This window comes from Mycobacterium sp. (assembly GCF_050701675.1).
GTDB lineage: Bacteria > Actinomycetota > Actinomycetes > Mycobacteriales > Mycobacteriaceae > Mycobacterium.
The window spans coordinates 1-1,948 of the sequence record NZ_JBOGDD010000398.1 but is presented as its reverse complement, the minus strand read 5'-3'; the positions used below and the strand labels follow the sequence as shown (position 1 = coordinate 1,948).

General features: G+C 66.7%; 4 protein-coding genes. All 4 read left to right on the top strand.

Going from position 1 to position 1,948, the window contains the following annotated elements; genetic code table 11:
* A partial coding sequence (locus ACRDUX_RS12045; protein ID WP_526414158.1) for a PEP-utilizing enzyme occupies nt 1-178 on the top strand: 178 nt, incomplete at its 5' end.
* Between the two features lie 12 nt (nt 179-190).
* On the top strand, nt 191-1,195 hold the full coding sequence (locus tag ACRDUX_RS12040; RefSeq protein ID WP_526414156.1) for a DUF7064 domain-containing protein: 1,005 nt from the start codon (nt 191-193) through the stop codon (nt 1,193-1,195).
* Nucleotides 1,196-1,264: 69 nt separating this feature from the next.
* On the top strand, nt 1,265-1,627 hold the full coding sequence (locus ACRDUX_RS12035; RefSeq protein ID WP_526352794.1) for a hypothetical protein: 363 nt from the start codon (nt 1,265-1,267) through the stop codon (nt 1,625-1,627).
* On the top strand, nt 1,602-1,948 hold a 347-nt coding region (locus ACRDUX_RS12030; protein ID WP_526414154.1), incomplete at its 3' end, for a nitroreductase family protein. The genes ACRDUX_RS12035 and ACRDUX_RS12030, both read left to right, overlap by 26 nt.

Sequence of the window (1,948 nt, the reverse complement as noted above, 5' to 3'; positions counted from 1 at the left end):
TGCGCTCGTCACCGACATCGGCAGCGCCGCCAGCCACGGCGCGATCGTTGCCCGTGAACTCGGCATCACCTGTGTCGTCGGGACGGGGAACGGAACCAGGGTGTTGCACACCGGGGACGTGGTGCGGGTGGATGGCTCCACCGGCGAGATCGCCGTACTGGCCCGGTCGGCCGGATAGGAAGGGAACCCATTGAGCAGCGTCGTCCAGCAGTTGTCGTCCGGACTGAGCCCCGACAGCGAGCGCACCCTTCGGGCCTGCCCCGACATTGCCGGGTGGACGGAGAACCTGCTCTTCACGCCGTACGACCCGATCAACGACATCGGCATGTGGCTGCACCTGGGCACCGTCGCCGATAGGTGGGAGACATGGGAAGACCGCGTGCTCATCGCGCTCCCCGAGGATCAGGGCGTGCTCACCATGTGGGCCTATCATCGTACCGTCGCCGAGCGTCAGCCCGCGGGCGCAAACCTCGAGTTCCGCTGCGAACAGCCGTTTCGAAAGTGGCGCATCACGTTTGACGGATTCTGCCTGCGCTCGTCCTACGAGCAGATGCGCGCCAGCCCGCTCGCCGACGGGGCCAAGAGCCACGTTCGCATGGACCTCGAAGTCGAGTGCGTGACGCCCGTGTGGGACGCCGCGACCGCAGGCGTTGGCATGGCCGAGCAGAGTTGGGCGCGCGAGCACTACGAGCAACTCACCTGGGTGACGGGTCAGCTCGCCATCGATGGGGTGGTGATCGACTTCAACGGTGGTGGCTGGCGCGACCACTCGCGGGGGCCACGTGGCGCCGACACTCTCAAGGACTGGGGCGGCCACGTGATCACAGGCGGTGTGCTGCCGAGCGGCCGCGCGTTCGGGATGTGCAGGTATTGGGCCCGCGACGGCCGCACCACGCTGGAAGGTTCCTACGTGGTCGAGGAAGCCACGCTCCGTCAGGTCGGCATCACGTCGGCGCCACCGCCCGCGGTGCTGGCACGCGACGGCGAGACGTACTCGTTCGCCCTTGAGGGCGGTCAGGCCATCAACGGGGTGGTGCGGTCGTCCATGTGGATGTCGATGGCCGACGGATTGCCCTACGGCGTCGTGGACCCGGTGCGGGCCTACACCGTGAGCTGGGCCGAGGTGCAGTGGGGCGGCGAGACCGGGCATGCGTACCTCGAACGCTCCGCGATGACCCCTTCGCTCGCGCGTTGACTATGACAGTCGACTGTCATAGTGTTGGTGCGGTCGCTCCCGGGCGACCCCTCAACGAAAGGCGTGTCCGTGTCTGGAAATCGGTTCGTCGTCCTGAGCAATCCCATCGAGGGTGAGGACGACTCCTTCAACAAGTGGTACGACGAGGTCCACGTACCCGAGGTGCTCGACGTTCCGGGGGTGGTCGCGGCCCAGCGCTACGATCTCCGCGAGCTCGACGTCCCCGACGATCCCGACCTGCCCGCGCAGCTTCCCCCGGCCACGCACCGGTATCTGGTCATTTACGAGCTCGATCAAGAACCTGACGCCGTGATGGCGAATTTCCTGGAGCGGGTGATGACCGGCAAGCTGTCGCTTGGCGAGACCCTCGACCTGACCACCGTGTCGATGACCGGCTGGACGCCCCGTGGCGAGCGCCGGTTGGCCGACTGAGGTGTCCGAACTCCGCACGGTGATGCGGGCGCAGCGCGCCTGCAGGCGGTTCGATCCGGATGCTGACGTGGGCGACGGTGACATCGAGCAGATGCTGCAGAGCGCGGTGCACGCCCCGAGCGCGGAGAACACCCAGCCCTGGTCATTCGTCGTGGTCCGCGACCACGAGACCCGCAAACTGCTTGCGGAATGGTGGACTGAGACCTGGAATGCCGGTGGAGGCGACTTCATCAAGGGGAGCCTCGACGACCAGGCCCTCATCAACGACCTCGAATACGGGTTCAATCGAGGCGGATTCGCCGCCGCTCCGGTGGTCATCGT